Annotated in this window: 12 protein-coding genes and 1 pseudogene; 1 reads left to right on the top strand and 12 read right to left on the bottom strand. The window is 56.7% G+C overall.

Annotation, left to right across the window (positions count from 1 at the left end; all coding sequences use genetic code 11):
- The 12 genes and pseudogenes from HIJ39_RS17620 to HIJ39_RS17565 all read right to left on the bottom strand — a co-directional run.
- The coding region (locus HIJ39_RS17620; RefSeq protein WP_169102025.1) for a DUF1156 domain-containing protein at nt 1–2,161 on the bottom strand (2,161 nt) is incomplete at its 3' end.
- A gap of 4 nt (nt 2,162–2,165) precedes the next feature.
- Nucleotides 2,166–3,953: a protein NO VEIN domain-containing protein gene (locus tag HIJ39_RS17615; RefSeq protein ID WP_169102024.1), complete on the bottom strand. Its 1,788-nt coding sequence runs from the start codon at nt 3,951–3,953 to the stop codon at nt 2,166–2,168.
- A complete protein-coding gene (locus HIJ39_RS17610; protein ID WP_169102023.1) occupies nt 3,901–5,718 on the bottom strand; it encodes an SNF2-related protein in 1,818 nt (605 codons plus the stop codon). Before HIJ39_RS17610 ends, HIJ39_RS17615 begins: the two co-directional genes overlap by 53 nt.
- Before the next feature lie 389 nt (nt 5,719–6,107).
- Nucleotides 6,108–7,022 carry a restriction endonuclease gene (locus HIJ39_RS17605; RefSeq protein WP_169102022.1) on the bottom strand — a complete coding sequence of 305 codons (915 nt, stop codon included), beginning with the start codon at nt 7,020–7,022 and terminating at the stop codon, nt 6,108–6,110.
- Nucleotides 7,023–7,162: 140 nt separating this feature from the next.
- A complete protein-coding gene (locus HIJ39_RS17600; RefSeq protein WP_169102020.1) occupies nt 7,163–7,432 on the bottom strand; it encodes a ribbon-helix-helix protein, CopG family in 270 nt (89 codons plus the stop codon).
- Nucleotides 7,433–8,790: 1,358 nt separating this feature from the next.
- Nucleotides 8,791–9,030: a hypothetical protein gene (locus HIJ39_RS17595; protein ID WP_169102018.1), complete on the bottom strand. Its 240-nt coding sequence runs from the start codon at nt 9,028–9,030 to the stop codon at nt 8,791–8,793.
- A 695-nt stretch (nt 9,031–9,725) separates the two neighbouring features.
- The gene (locus HIJ39_RS17590) at nt 9,726–9,935 is read right to left on the bottom strand and encodes a hypothetical protein (protein WP_169102016.1); all 210 of its coding nucleotides are present in this window, start codon (nt 9,933–9,935) and stop codon (nt 9,726–9,728) included.
- A 201-nt stretch (nt 9,936–10,136) separates the two neighbouring features.
- Nucleotides 10,137–10,580: an NUDIX hydrolase gene (locus HIJ39_RS17585; RefSeq protein ID WP_169102015.1), complete on the bottom strand. Its 444-nt coding sequence runs from the start codon at nt 10,578–10,580 to the stop codon at nt 10,137–10,139.
- Between the two features lie 3 nt (nt 10,581–10,583).
- Complete coding sequence (locus HIJ39_RS17580) at nt 10,584–11,573, bottom strand: aldo/keto reductase (protein WP_169102013.1); 990 nt, start codon at nt 11,571–11,573, stop codon at nt 10,584–10,586.
- Nucleotides 11,574–11,798: 225 nt separating this feature from the next.
- The gene (locus HIJ39_RS17575; protein WP_169102011.1) at nt 11,799–12,581 is read right to left on the bottom strand and encodes a carbon-nitrogen hydrolase family protein; all 783 of its coding nucleotides are present in this window, start codon (nt 12,579–12,581) and stop codon (nt 11,799–11,801) included.
- Between the two features lie 341 nt (nt 12,582–12,922).
- Nucleotides 12,923–13,311: pseudogene (locus HIJ39_RS17570) on the bottom strand (RidA family protein).
- Nucleotides 13,312–13,531: 220 nt separating this feature from the next.
- A complete protein-coding gene (locus tag HIJ39_RS17565) occupies nt 13,532–13,777 on the bottom strand; it encodes a hypothetical protein (RefSeq protein ID WP_169102009.1) in 246 nt (81 codons plus the stop codon).
- 186 nt (nt 13,778–13,963) lie between these two features.
- Here HIJ39_RS17565 and HIJ39_RS25240 point away from each other — a divergent pair, with 186 nt between their 5' ends.
- A complete protein-coding gene (locus HIJ39_RS25240) occupies nt 13,964–14,158 on the top strand; it encodes a His/Gly/Thr/Pro-type tRNA ligase C-terminal domain-containing protein (protein WP_169102006.1) in 195 nt (64 codons plus the stop codon).
- Nucleotides 14,159–14,305: the final 147 nt, after the last annotated feature.

The raw sequence follows: 14,305 nt of genomic DNA, 5'->3' as shown, positions 1-14,305 counted from the left end.
CCTGTGCCCTCCGTGCTGGCTGCGATCGCAAAATCTTGGCGCGTTCCGCCAGGTCGACGCTCCCGGGAGACTTTATGAAAACTCTCCTAGCATCTACTACGAATCCTGCGCGGATAATGGCTGACACAAGCGTTTCCCATGCATCCGGTTGCTTGTGAGCAAAAACAATAACCAAGCGACCATTGACCCTCAAAGACTCATGACACCGATTAAAAGCCCGAAACATGCCGTCTTCGTACACCCGTTTGGACTCCGTTTTATCTCCACCAAAGCGTCCGGCATCATCAATCAATTCGCCATTACGTCGACCCGTATCCCACTTTGGTGATAAATCGTTTCGAAACGCTGCAGCTACAGAAGCAAATTGGTCTGTGTACAACCGCCTAAGCCACACATAAAAGAAGTCCATTAAGTCCGAATAAGGTATTGCATCATAATACGGCGGGTCAGTTATGACTAAATCATATTGACCGTTCATATCGAGTGTTTGCATAGAAATTGCGCTGTCTTGAACGATACTCGGCGGAGGTGTCCCATGTAGAATCGCCCCAAAACTTGTCTGGATACTTGTAAGTATGGCTTCTGTCGTCTGGGCCCAACTTCCCCGCACCGAATTAATAGGTACCGCCTCGCTGAAATCCCAATTCATCGGCAGCGCATATCGACCAAAAGTATTTCGGATCGCTTCAACACTAATAATCCATGCTAAAAAAGCAGAATTGAAATCAACCAATCTATCCATGCTAAGCGCTAGTAAGGAGAACACACCCTCGGCCCATTCAGGATTGTACAACCGTTGAATTTCGGATCCCGCTCTTCTCAATGTGCGAATCAAAACTCCTATCGCCAACAACTGCCGCGACGTAAACAGCTTAGACCACGTGTCAAACCCATATCCATCAACAGAGAAAGCTCGACTTGCTCCAGAGCCTCCCTTCGGAGTAGGTTCGTTCGGTATCCCAAACGGAATGTCTGCATAGACCCGCTCTAGTTCCTGGGCGGCGGCGTGCGCCATCTGGACTTCGTCCTCGGTCGGCACTCGGTATTCCTTTCCCTTCGGACCATCCACCACCACGGCAGTCATGACGGTCCCGAGTCGGCCCGCTCGACCTTCCAAGCGAATATCTTCCATGGTCATGATGGTTTGACATAATGGACACTTTGCCCCCGACCGCGACATGGTCCCTTGACCCAGTTCCTTGTCGTGTGCCCGTTTTTGGGCCGCGTTCCCCCCCACCACCGGCACATCCTGTTCAATACCGAACTCAATACCGGTTCCATCAGCGTTTGGCGTCATTGTCAACCGCGCCCGCTTTTTGTCTTTCTTCGCCAGCCAACGGGTTTTGAGCAGAGGAATGGTCTTTCGGCAATGTTTACACGTCACCGTCCGCGCCCAAAGGTACGCGACAGTTGGCTTCCCATCAGTTGTGGGATAGAATCGGCCCAATTCTTGTTTAGCCTGATCCAACACCCACTGGCCCCAAGCCCGGACATGCCACGCGAGATCGGCTTCGGGAACGGCCAGAAAATCGATTTGTCCCTTGCTGGTCGCATTCTTCTTACGGGTTTTGCCTTTCTTGTCGCCTTGGTGCAAAAAGGCCTCCATGAACTCGGGTGATTGAAGGGCAAAATCCGGCAACGGCCGCGTCTGGCCGGCCAGCTTTTGTGGATACTCCAAGGTGCATTTCAAAATAAACCATGCCACGGGGTTGATATCGACGGCCGTCACCTCACAACCGAGCCGCATCGCTTCCAGCGGGATGGCTCCGCCTCCCGCAAACGGATCGAGCACTTTCGGGGCCCGCCCCCCATAGGCCTGTCGTATTTGCTCCCGAAACCAATCCATGTCGGGACTCGATTCGCGGCCCCAATGCAGAACCCCGCCTACCGTCTCTTCCTTGACTTTGGATCCGTTTTTATCAACCGTCTTCACGACCCGACCACCAATCCGCTCCACCAATTTCTGGCGAGCCTCGGGTGTGCCGGGGTCTGGTAGCAACGTCGCCAATAGGGCGGCGCGCGCCGCCGCCAAGGGCCGCCTGGCCGGCCAAATATGCAATGTGGAGATGTGGCCATGGCGGACATTTTTTTCATGGACAGAATCTAATGACGCTTGTTTGAGCGGGAACGCCACCTCAATCAGCCGCGTATCGTCGGCCATATTCTCAGTCCTTTCCCTCATCCTGTTCTTTAACGGCCCGCATGATCGCCTCAGGCCCAATTGACACGCCACCCTGTGTGGTGGCGAGAAGCCGCCCAAACGGATCCCGTACCGGGAGACAATAGGGATGGGCACTTCCACAATCCCACACGACATAGAGCCAATACCGGTCGCGCAAGGTACAGGCCTTAGCCCATTCGTTGTCCGACACCAGAATCGTCCCCCGCGTCGCACGCCCCTTGACTTCCACCGCCCGATCCCGGCCATCCGGATGCCGAGCCCAAAGGTCAAATCCCGGCCAGGCGCTGAGTCCGGCCGACTGCGCCTTCGCGGGCGTTGACACATCGTAGACGACAAAGCCCTCCTGTTCCAACTGGCTTTGCGCGACGGCCATGGCCACCTCCTCCACCTCCCGGGTAAACTCCGCGTGAATGGCCGGATCTACTGCCGGAATCACCAAGGCGTTTGCAAAGAAGGTCATGGGCTCAAGACGCAGGCGATCGGGTGCTTGAAGGATTCGCGCTTGCGCTTCCGCCTTCTCCGCGTCCAAAACAGCTTGTCGCCGTCGGATGGCCGTCAATCGCCCTTGAAGGGCCGATTCCCCAGCCCGGATGCGTTGGGTCACGGTGCTGCGTTGGATGGCCAAATCGGCTTCTAAGGCCCGATACCCTTCCTCGACCCATTGCCAATCCTCACTGGCTTGCTGATACATTTGGGCTCGGAGTGGCTGCAACCAGCGATCGGTCAGGGATTGGGTCAGGAACTCGCGAATGTGCTCCAATTGCGCTTCGGCGCGGGCAGCTAATTGGAGCCACTGCGGTGGTATACGATTCCCAGGCTGCAGAAGAAATAATTGTTCGGCAGGCACTTCTTCCACACGCCCGTCTGCCCACTGTCGCACCGCGAATAACCGGGTCTCGACCACCCGGAAAGCCCCTGTCATTGCCCCTTCGCTGACCTGTGCTAAGACCCAGTGGCAGACATACGCCTCGCGCGCTTCGGGATCCACTAGTACGGTGCCACGCATGGCCTCTTCGGCATATTGGCCCGCGACCCATGCCCTCAACACGTCGAACACCGGCTCCCCAGGATGGAAGTAGACGGCGTCCCCGTCGAGGCGTTTCGTAAGAGTCCACCGATTCCTCACCTCAACCGGATACCGCTCCATAGTCGGTAGCAGCGGATCAAGGGCACCGGTCTTCAAGGCTTTGAAGGAAAACTCCCTATCCAGATCCCCGTCCCACCCAATCCCCAACAGGACCGCGGCCATGCCTAAAAAATGCCGCACGTAGCCTGGTAGCAGCCGATGGTAGGCCTCGCGCTTCAGTTGTTCTCGGGCGGCCGGCAGTTGATCCATTACGTCTCCGCTGGGCGGCAGGATCGCATCCTGACTATGAATCGCCGCCGCCACCTGTTCCGTACTCACACGCTCCTCGAGTTTTTTCACAATCGCCTCGTCATCCAGGGACTCCAACAACAGATCCCGAAGCGACCAGCCCGCCAATTGTCGCCCAATCACGTCAAAGACCTTATCCGACCGCAACTCCTGGCGAATTCGATCTAACTTATCCAACAACGTCTGTAGAACACGGCCTTCGCGGGTGTTATCCGCCACCAGGTTAAAGATGAGCACCGGATCATGCGTCTGCTTATAGCGGTGAATACGTCCCATCCGCTGCTCTAACCTGGCCGGATTCCACGGGATATCGTAGTTAACCATCACCCAACAAAACTGCAGATTAATTCCTTCTCCGGCCGCATCGGTGGCAAGGCAAATGTCTGCCCCCCCCATGCGACCCGGGCTGACGAAACCGGCGCACTTGGGCTTCCCGTTCCTGATATGGCATGCCCCCGTGGATCTGCGCAATGCGACCGGCAAACCCTAATGCTTCCAAACGGTCGTGCAAGTAGGTCAAGGTGTCGCGATGCTCCGTAAAGATCAAGAGCTTTTCGCCAGCAAACCGTGGATCGCGAACCAGTTCACGGAGGCGTTGAAATTTCGCCTCGTCCGCCTGGGCCAATACCGCGTGCGCCAACGCCAACAGCGATTCGACTTCGGCTCGTTCCGATCGCAGTTCTGTTAGAGAAGACGCGAGCAATGCCGACGTGCCGCGGTCCTCCGCCACTTCGTGCTCTTCCCGCCCATTATCGCTGGCCTCTTCATCGCCGGTCATGGACTCGAGTGGGTCATCCTCCCATGCCCGTTGCCGGGCTTGTTCCGCGGCAATATCCAACTGATGATTCTCAGCCCGTACGATGTACTGATCCAGCATATCCTGTCGTCGTTTGAGTGATGTAGCCAGGGCATACGCAGAACTTGCCAAGCGGCGCTGAAAAACACTCATGGCCAGTCGTGCCGCTGAGCGGTTCAAGCCGGCCGCCCGGTTATAGGTCTCGCGAATGTAGGCGGTGGTGCGGTCATAAAGCTGCCGTTCCAACGGCGAGAGAGGATAGGCCACCGTGGTGGAGACACGTGTCGGGTAAAGCCGCTTGCCCTCAAACGTGACCATTTCCTCTTTCGTCCGCCGGATATAGTGCTTTTGGCGCTCGTGGTCCGGATAGCGTTCCAGCATATCGGGTGTTGACAGCACCTCCGGCTCTAAGAGGTGCCACAATGCAAAAAATGGGTAGTCCTTCCCCATATGGGGCGTCGCCGTGAGCAACAAGACATGTTGCGCCGACCACCCCAAAATAATATCCTCGTCATCCGATGCGGCGCCGACCAACCACTCCGCCAATCGGTAGCGTTGCGTCTTCCGAATCCGGCCATCCGGCTCACGATCCGCGGACAACTTATGCGCTTCATCAAAAATCACAAGATCATATGGCTGTACATCAGGGTCGGCTAACCGCTTTCGCAGTGTTTCTCCAGTCAGGGTGTCCACACTCACGATAACCCGGTTACTATCCGGGCCAAGAAACGGATTCCCAGACCGTGCATCCGACCCATTGACGATGCGAAAGGAGAGGCGAAACAGCGTCTGCAGCTCCTGTTGCCAATTGCCAACCAATCCCGCCGGCGGTACGATGAGGATCCGTTGGAGCCGTTTCCGAGCCAGCATCTCCCGAACGTAAAGCCCGCTCATGATGGTTTTCCCTGCGCCAGCATCATCCGCTAGTAAAAATCGCAAGCGCGGCTGACGCAACATAACGTCATAAACGGCGATGCGTTGGTGAGGCAAAGGATCGATGAGAGAAGTCTCCGTGGCAAATGTCGGATTAGCTAAATACCCATACGCCAACCATTCGGCTTCCGCCGCCGCGCGTACTGCGTCCGAGGGTGCCAGAAAATCGAGCCGGGGTGTCGCCATCATTGGCGTCACGGCGCCGGTTGGCGCAGAAGGGCCCCTGTCTGTGTCCCCAATTACCTGTTCGTCTAACTGGCGTAAGCGTTCCCCAAGCCAACGGTACGGCTTCGTATGCCCGTTTTCCCAGCGGCTCACGGTCGCAAACGAAACCCCTAGTTTATCGGCGAGTTGTTGCTGACTCAATCCCAATCGCGACCGAAGACGCCTAATGTCTTCCGGCTTGATCTGCCAAGTATCCTCCAAAGGCATTCGTCACTTTCATTCCAGATATCGACATTATTACGGAATCTGGGTACACGGTCAACAATATCGCACCTGATATATGTCAAAATAGTAAGACCGAGTTCCATCGTGATATTATGTACAACCCTATAGTAAAGTCTCAATTGCGCACCGAATACCACTGGCATGGCTCCCGGTTAATAAGGTTGTCGCTGGAAGGCACACTGACGAGACGTCTCGATAAGCGCTAAATTTCCGTCCGCTGCCAAAATGTCAGTAACTCTGAGAATCTGGGAGACGACCAAAGGGGCGCGATGCTAAATAAAAATAGATTTGGCGTGAATGCCAGCGATGCTTCACCATTGAGACGGTATTGACCAGCACCCCCTATGAGTCCGAATTAGGTCACAATAAACCTACAATTCCTCAAAAAAATCACCGTCTACTCGGTGGACAATATAGCTGGCAACCTCGGTCACACCAACACCGAACTGAATCATGAAATCCACTAATCTGTCGCCATCAATGAGAATCACTTTTTGAGGGAGTCCCTTGGAATAACTTACGGCGTGAGCGCTAAATGCGCTGGTTGTGATTAACACACCCTTCGTTGCATGTTTTCCTACAAGACTTCCCACAAAATCTCGCACAACCGGCTCTCCAACTGTATCCTGCCACTGCTTTGCTTGAACGTATAGGACGTCCAATCCCAGAGGATCGGCATTGATCACTCCATCAATGCCCCCATCACCGGAACCGCCTACAACATGTGCGGCTGTGTCTTGTCCCCCGCCATAGCCCATCGCTACCAAAAGCTTCACCACGAGCCTCTCAAAAGCACTGGGCGTCGACATACGGACGCGCTCTAGTAACTCGTCGGCTAACGAATTACGGACATCCCGATGATTGGCCTCTAAAACCTCAAGAGGCGTTTTGTCTGCTACATCAGCATCAGCCGATACAGCGGCAACAGCCGCGGCGGTGCGATTTCGCGAAGACTGCGTCCATACTTGGTACTCCGGCTGCTGGCGAATCCACGCCATACTAATCGGTACATGTTCGCGCACTACATCAAGGCCTTTCGCGGTAAGGCGAACTTCTCCACGAGATGGACGTTCCAACAAACCTGCGTGATAGCAATGGGTGTTAAGCCACCACAGCCTGTTGGCTATCACGGGCTCTCCACTCTTGAGAATTGCCTGCCGATCCTCTGGGGGCAATGCCAGGTAATCTGCGACCCGTTCGATCACCGTGGCCATCTTATATGTATTGCCATCCTGTAATTGCTGAAGAAATACAGGTAATAGTTCAGAGATCTGTGGTATAGCCATATGAACACCTCACTAATACCATAAGCTTTTACTTAGACGACCCAAAACCGTCTCGACACCATCAGACCGCAGAAAGAGGAGTAATTACGCGCAGGCGCCCTGATTTGACGGTACCCCGCCCTTAGCATCGACGTCCACGTTCATCGCCGCGCGGCTCTCACGTCCTGCTTCGCTTGGCGGACGTCACGCTCAATTTCGTCGGGATCGATGGCGTGGGACACGCGGTTGCGCACCCGCTCGATGAGGGCCGTCATGTCGTTTTGCCACGTCACATCGTTTTCTAATCGACTGCGCAAGAACTGGTCCACCGCTTGCCGGACGAGATCGGCCACCGGCTTATTCTCTTCGGCAGCCAGATGTTTGAGGAGTCGTAACTGGTCCTCGTCCAGATAAATGTTGGTCCGCTGCATGCCATCCCCTCCTTGCTACATGGGCCATAGAATCCCAACGATTCATCGCTCCCCAATCAGTCTATGTGTTCATTATACATCGTGATGTATATCCGCATACTTCAACGCGCGAAATACACGCGAGGCGTTTGCCACGGCTCGCTCATTGACGCATCAGAAGTCTTGGTAGCAAATCCGGAAGTTCGTTCTGTTACCATATCGCGCAGATCGTCTCCAGCGTCGCTGGAATTTACCGCGGTCTTTGGGCTCCGCACTCTCTTGGTGACGGCTCGTGGTGACGGGCGGAATAAAACTGGGGCTTTTTGGGTATTTTGAGAACAAAATAAAATGGCCTCCGATCCTCGGAAGCCTTGCGGGGCTTGACTGTGGCGGGGATATGTGGGAATCGAACCCACCGCCGACTTCTAAAGCCGGCCATTGGATTTGAAGACACAGGAAGGCCTGTCAATACAGTCTACCGAATAGGCTGGAGTGCTTGATTGACAAGGGTTTGGGCGATTGGCACTGTCTACCGCGTCGCGACAAAATCCTCCTTTCCATCCGCTCTTGGTGACGGCGTGGTGACGGGGGTGACCATAGCCCCGGACAACACCCTGCATCGGACGTGTTTCTTACGTAGTGGCGTCTGACATCGGGGCCATCTCGAAACGTCTTCCGAGTACGCTCCCGTCTATGGTATATCTGGGCTTCACCTTGCTCGTGGTGACGGCTCGTGGTGACGGATGGGTGAAATCACAGAGAGACTGATATCGGGAGGCGGAGCAGCACTGAGCGCGGTGTCCCGATTTGCAACAAGTAGATGGCGCACGGTATTGCATGCCAAGCCGTCGGCCATAAGCCCCAGAGGCCCGACACCCTGCGAAACCGGAACCGGTTCAGGTACTGTCATCCCTTGAACGTCAACCTATCATTGTGATGACTGGGATTCATGGGAGAGTCCGTGCCCACGCACTCCTTGTGGAGCGCTTCGTGATCCGAGAAGGCGTCGGCTTGTTTCCCCCGGATGTTGTACCATATCTGGATTATCGGATTTGGTTGGATGTCCCACGCGTCGAAGCCACCAACTATCCGGGCCCCATCGTGCCGGGTTCCTTATGGAAGATTCGCCTCCGAACCCCGGCTATTCATTCATCGACGGCCGTCAGGCCGTTGGATCACACCTGCCGGTAGCAAGCGGGTTGCTGGGGTACTGTGGGTTACACAAAGAGATTAACGCCACATAGCCGATCCTAAACAGACGTCGTGTACGCGGATGCTAAACTTCACGTATCCGGTATTCCCCTATGCAACGAAGATAGAGGCCGCCCCGCCGACAAACGGTCGTCCGGGAATTCGTCTTGCCCGCGTTCGGCGTGGAGTTAGCGATGTCGAGCCGAGACCTGAATGCCAACCAGTAATCCAATCAGCACCGCCGTGCCGGTCCCCCAGACCCCTGTCATGAAGCCTCGCCAGAAGACGGGTTCCAGTTGAGTGGCCGATACCGCCGTCATCGTAGCGCCTAGCGCAATGAGCCCGGTCAACCACCCCGATTGCTGTGGCACGGACATCTGACGCCAACGCACGCGCTGCGACGGCTTCCATGACCGAAAACCCATCATCGTCCACAACCTTTCTTAGCACACGCCGTCGGGAGATCCTGTGCTAAGAATACCACAGGATCTAACGTCCTTCGGCGCGTTTACCCCCGAAGGTGCAATCCCGGCGCGCATCCCGGGGTCTACACGCCGACTCGGGAACAAAACGAAGCTTAGGCGCTCGCGCCCCCGAGTCGTCATCATCATGAGGTGCCAGAGAAAGACCGCATGACCGTAATAGCGAATCGCCAAGCAAGCCGCCCGCAGCGATGCAACCGACACCAGCCCCGCTACGAGCAGAGCGCCGTGTTGTTTCTATCCCAAAGCTCGCTGCCGAGGAAGACACATGCGAGGGGCACGGGGTCGCAACGGCGCTCTCCGCCCTATCCCGGTCACTAGCCAAGTGAACAATGACAGAGCCGCCGTTGCGCGGATCGTAGCACCAAGCGTTCTTAAATCACCGGATGCTGCCAAATAAACCGCGGAGAAAGCCCCAAGGAGGAATCCGATCGAAGCCGTGCCCGTTAACCCATGCCCACAGGGCGCCGTGAACGTGACGGAACAGGGATGCTCCCCACGGCAATATCGGGGCCGTTTTCCTTTTCTTCTGGATTCCGGTGATGACTGTCTGTCACGAGACTCATCAGCAGACCTCGCGCTGTCGAAGACCGTTCTCGACGACCCACCGGTCCTACGGCCAGCCGTCGTCCGTCTCAACGTCATGGCGATTCGCTAATGGTTTTCAAATAGCTAACAAAGCCGTAAACCGCCCAGATTCCGCCGATCAAAAGGCCCTTCAATAAATTGGTCATCGACAAATGTGGCCAGAAGAGCGCGATCAGAAAGATTAGCGCAGCCACCACTTCGAACAATGCCGCTTGGCTGAACGGCGGCTTGACACCCACCAGGCGTTCCACGAAGTTTTTCATTGCCCCTCCATCTCTTTGTTGATCGTCGACAGCGCGAATGAGTTCCGGCAGAGAGTCGCCGCAACCCACTGGAGTCACTGGCGATTTCAACACGGTGCTCCGGCATTTTCCTGACTCACAGCCAAATTCGCGGCTCAGACCACGAACTCCTTGTGGGACAATTGCCCCCGTTTGTGCCGCAAGCGGGGTTCAATCCGGACCTTACCAGCCGAACGTTGAAAAGTTTGTCCCGGCCCGAATATGATCCAGCGCGACGCGGGCGTATGGGACCATCGGATCCGGCAAGTCGTCCCAGCCAAACCAGGCGATCTCGCTACATTTGTTCGTTTCTTGGTTGCTGGGCGTCCCGACCCAATCGTCCGCCACAAAGAAGAACGCCACGCGCCCGGTACCCGACGCAGAGTGCATCACATGAGCAAAGCGGACGGATCCCGAATTCAGGTGTACGCCTAGCTCTTCACGGACTTCACGGACCAGTCCTTCCACGACCGACTCTCCGGCTTCGAGGTGCCCAGCCGGGAGATGAAACAGGCCATCGGCGTACCCCGTCTGGTGCCGACGTCCCAGTAAAATTCGTTCGTCTCTCAGGAGTACCGCGTGCACGTCCACAATCACGACGTGACGTTCCCTCGCAGCATCTGTCATCGTTCACCCGTCCTTTCTTTCATCGATCCGGTAGTCTCCGAGCGGCTCGCCATGGGCGAATCGCTCACTGGCTACGTCTAAGCGTCGGCGTGCGTCGTCCGGCAACGTGATCGCGAGGGCGCCTAAGTTTTCCTCTAGTTGCCCGACGAGCCGGGCTCCGGCAATTGTGGAGGCTACTTCGGCATGATGCCAGAGCCACGCCAGGGCCACGTGGGCCGGACGCGCCTGGATTTCGTCCGCCACCGCCTCCACCTCGGCAGCCAAGGCCAACAGGGCGGGGTCCTGGTATGGGAATGTACCGGTGGCCCGTGCACCGCGAGAGCCCGGAGGCGCTGGCTCACCCGGGCGGTACTTACCCGTCAACAGACCCGAGCCCAACGGAAAATAGGCAATGAGGCTGACTCCTTGGTCGCGCAGCAATGGCACCATCTCGCGTTCCGGGGTCCGGTCGGCCAGGGAATAGCTGCACTGGTGCGACACAAACGAGACGAGTTGCCGTCGTTCACTGATCCCTAAGGCCTTCATCAGTTCCCAGGCCCGGTAATTAGAGGCGCCGACGCAGCGCACCTTGCCTTCTTGCACGAAGTCCTGCAAGGTCTGTAGCGTTTCATCGAGGGGCGTCACCGGATCGAAGGTATGCACCTGATACAGGTCAATGTAATCGGTGTGCAGCCGTCTCAGGCTGCCTTCCAACTCTCGCGTCAGGTGGCTCCGGGACGCCCCGCGGTCGCGGGCCGTATCACCCACCGGCAGCCCCGCTTTGGTCGCGATGATCACCTCGGAGCGATGTTGGGGAAGCCAGGTGCCAATCGCCGACTCCGAGGCGCCCCGGCCATAGACATTAGCCGTATCAATCAGGGTCATGCCGGCATCCCGCGCGCGGTCCAGAATCCTGTGCGATTCGCGGAGATCTGCGCGCGTTCCGAGACCACTGGTCCCGAGGCCCAAAATAGATACACGCAAGTCCGAGTGTCCTAGCCGACGATATTGCATGATGTCTACCGCCTTATCCGTCATTCATTAGAGTTGCCATTTACCTTGGCATGGTTTTCGCTCCAGAAGGCCTTGTTCAGCAACGTTAAGTCTTGTGCGTGCGGCATTCCAACCATCCAGCCCGCTACTTAACACACGGACGTGCAAGTTGATCCAATGGGCGAACGTGGCGATGCCGTCATGTTTGGCTCGCGGGATTGCCCATGCTGTCGGGTTAAGTTCGCATCATTCCGCACGGTTGCCCCGTCGCGTCAAATCGGTGCGTCGTTGACTCAGATACCAATTGGACACGGCGTTCGTATCAACCTCGGCACGCATACGGCACGCATGCTCCGACACGGTTTCGTAAATGACCAAGCCGGAGGGGTCGATCAGCATGGATGGGCACCTTTGCACCGGATGGGCAACGTTCACGGCGGCGACCCAGCGCTGGTTCTCGGCGGCCCGGCTGATGAGGTGACTTCTCCACACCGGCCGATGCCGTTCATCCTCGATGAGGTGGGTCATATACACGAAAAGGTCGGCACCGGCTTCCGACAATACGCGCCATTGCCCCGGGAATCGAAGTTCCCGACATAACTGCACCGCGACCCGCAGCGTCCCCTCGGGGAGCTTGAGATGAAAGATGGGCAAGCGATCTCCCGGGATGAGATGCCCCCGTTCATGGGTCGCCAAGTTCGCCTTGTTGTACACCCCGCGTTCCCCGGTCGGCGCGAGGTAATAGGCTTGGTTCCGCCACCCCCGTTCGTCCTCCCGACAGGCGCCCACAAACACGTGAAGATTCCTTTCGCGGGCGACCACATGCAACGTGTCCAGCCCGTCACTCACCTGCTGCTGATCGATTCCTGCGAGAAATGTGATGTCATCGGAATAGCCTGATAGCGAGGCTTCGGGAAACACCACCACATCGTGGGCCTCGCATTGATTCAGCAGCTCCACCATCCGATGCAGATTCTCCGTCACGTCGAAGGTCATAGGAAAGGGCGCACCGACGATTGATGCCTTCATAAAGGCTCCTCCTCGTTCTCATTACTCCAAAGTCATGTTGGCAAATTAGTCTTATATTGCGTGATGGCCATGCGAGAACCTCGGCCTCGGTAGATGCGTGATGGTTCGCATCCATCCCAAGAATACCATGCGACCTTGGCTTGATCGGAATATTATGCAATGTTGCCATGCGGCGCACAAGCGCCGGAGGCTTATTGCGCCCCCGAATGTCCGCCATTCGCTGTATTAAGTATTTCACCTGTCGAGCAAGAGACGTCCCTGTGTGCTGCGGGGCATGGGGATCTGCTGCTACCGAATTTGGAGGAACCCAAGGGACTGTCGACTAACGAGGGCCACACACGTTACTCGTTTATCATGGCTACGGCTTCAATCTCCACCAGAAGTTCCGGTTCGATGAGCGACTTTACTTCAACCATTGTCGCCACGGGACGAATGTCCCTAAAAAAATCCCCATGGGCCTTCCCGATTGCTTCCCATTGTGAGATGTCTGTCACGAACATTCTGGTCGAACAACATCGGCTAGTGTGGCGCCGACCTTTTCGAGAGATTCTTTGATAATCTCCAAGGCACACACCGTTTGCGCATACGCATCACCAATCCCGACCGCTTTGCCATCCCTCACGGCGGTGGTTCCTGCGACTTCCACACGATTTCCCACGCGAATCGCGCGGCTGTAACCGACAACGGGTTCCCATGAAGAGCCGGTCGATATTCTGATTCTCTCGGCCATAAAATCACCTCTCTGCTTTGTTTCGCTCAGTTGCTCGCAGGGTGGCCCGTCCGATGGATGAACCGGAGGGCCACCTGGAGCCATTGTGATTGCCGCTGGAATGCCTGCCCGATCGATGCTCCTTCCGTCGCTAGACCGACAGATTCTGTGTCCAGGACAGCACTCGATCCTCACCACCCTCTGGCCCTCCCTTACACAGATCGGCACTTGCGGTGTCCACCTACGGACCAGCGCCACGGTGCTGGGGAGCCTCCTCGGCGGTGGGCTTCGTGACCAACCACAGTGTGGTGAACGCCACGCCCGCGACAAGGGCCCCCGCGAGAAAGGGTACCTGCGGACCCGCGGCCTGCCATAACAGCGCCCCACCCAGCGATGCGGCAAAGCCCGCGAACCCCAGCATCGCATTAAAGGTGCCAAGCCCTGTGCCGCGATCAGTGGCGGGCAACAACGCCGTCGTATACACCATCTGATTGCACAAGGGCGACAAACACGCCGTAGAGCGCCATCAGCGGCCAAATCCAAACGGCGGTGTTACACAGCACGACTAAGCAGGGGAGAACAACCTACCCCCACATTCAGACCCGCTGATATCGTGATTCCATCTACCGTTGCTGCCCCTGGGAGAGCGTCCATGAGCTAACCGGCCGACGCGGTGCTAATCTGTCCGACAACAGCCTATTCTTACCGCGATGTCCCCGCCGGGGTGAAGTTTCACGACGCCGACTTACTCGGTCTCCCGTACCGTCTCACGATCAGTCCCAAAACCGTCCAAAGCCACAGCATCGAATGGAAGCAGCGACGTAGCGGGGACAGACATCGGTCGGATCCCCTGGAATGCGCTGGATGAGTGGCTAGAAACCACGATCCAGTAGTTTGGAGGGGCTTCATGCGGTCACCAGCTGCAAAGCCCCTTTTAGTGCGCTCCCTCATAGATTAGTGTTTTTCTCCCGTATACTCGCTGATTCGCAGGATTTCGTGACTCACGATGTGCGCG

The sequence above is a fragment of the Sulfobacillus harzensis genome (assembly GCF_012933365.1).
GTDB lineage: Bacteria > Bacillota > Sulfobacillia > Sulfobacillales > Sulfobacillaceae > Sulfobacillus_B > Sulfobacillus_B harzensis.
Note: the sequence above shows the minus strand (reverse complement) of the source record. Positions and strands in the feature narration are given on the sequence as shown.